1 protein-coding gene and 1 pseudogene are annotated in these 1,139 nt (G+C 58.3%); one reads left to right on the plus strand and one right to left on the minus strand.

Translation table 11 applies throughout. The features are described from left to right. A partial coding sequence (locus AC0B9F_RS38355; RefSeq protein ID WP_472010464.1) for a hypothetical protein occupies positions 1-627 on the minus strand: 627 nt, incomplete at its 3' end. A gap of 308 nt (positions 628-935) precedes the next feature. Between AC0B9F_RS38355 and AC0B9F_RS38360 the strand changes: the two are divergent. Then, positions 936-1,139 (plus strand): annotated as a pseudogene (locus AC0B9F_RS38360) (hypothetical protein); the annotation flags it as partial.

Raw genomic sequence — 1,139 nt, forward strand, 5'->3', positions numbered from 1 at the left:
CTCGCCGTCAGAAGAGCCGAAGCCCAGATCTGCCGAGCCCGATGCGGCCGCCTCGCCGGGGTTCTTGGCGCGGATCTTGGCGTAGACGCCGCTGATGTTCTGTTCGGTATTGAACGTCGAGATACCGATCGAGCTCGACATTTCCTGGTACGAGCCGATCGGTGCATCGTCGGCGACGAGGTACTGCGCCTCGATCGTCACGGTCTTGCTTCCGGTGGGTGAGATCAGCCAGCCGGTGCTGGGCACATTCACGGTTCGGGCGGCAGTGTCAACCGAAGGCGTGACGGATTCGGTCTTCTGACCGCCGATCAAGTGCCACGCGTTGACCGTTGCCGTGCCCTGGATGTACTTGAACGTGGCGGGGTAGCGGTCGACGAACTGGTCGACGTAACGCTCGGGGTGGCCTGTTGTGGAGATGACCGTGCGCACGGTGACTTTGCCGCCGGGTGCAACTTCGCCGTCGCCCACGATGCTCTTGGTGATTCGGACGTTGGAGGAGTTGACCGTTGCCGCGGACGGGTGGGTGGCATCGGCGCTCGCGGTGCCTGCGGTCATCACGAGTCCGCTGGTGGCAAGTGCAGCGATTGCGATTCCGGTGAGTGTTTTGCGCATTGAAAAACGTGACATGAAATTCTCCGTTCGAGGGGTTCACGCTGACGGCGATGGGATGACTCTTCAAAGGTTGCGCCGCGGTAACCATTGAAACCTATCGGACGCTTGCCTATGTATCAGTTCGGCAGAATTTACGGAAAAGTCCGAATTGAGAGGACTTTTTCGATGTTGATTGCCTGCCGTTAACTGATTGTCGACTATTTCGGCGAAAAGCTGGGCGAATGTCCAGGTCGACTGTATCGTACTTCGAGAGTCGGGTTGCAACAAGTTCCAGTAATCAATGAATTCGGTTGTCCTGGAACCTCTAAGAGTGGAGATTATTCGTGGCAAAGCTTGGATCGAGGAATCGTGGTCTGTCCACCGTCGGAGCTGGTTTGGGGGTGATCGCTCTGGCCGTGGGTGCAAGCGCGTTGGGCGCGGGAGTCGCGACTGCCGAGACCGCAACTTCTGGTGCCTACACATTTACTCGCACCGTGGACAATGCGTCCCCGAAGATAGGTGACACGATCACCTACACGACAGTGTCG

This window comes from Streptomyces sp. NPDC097129, from assembly GCF_055668065.1.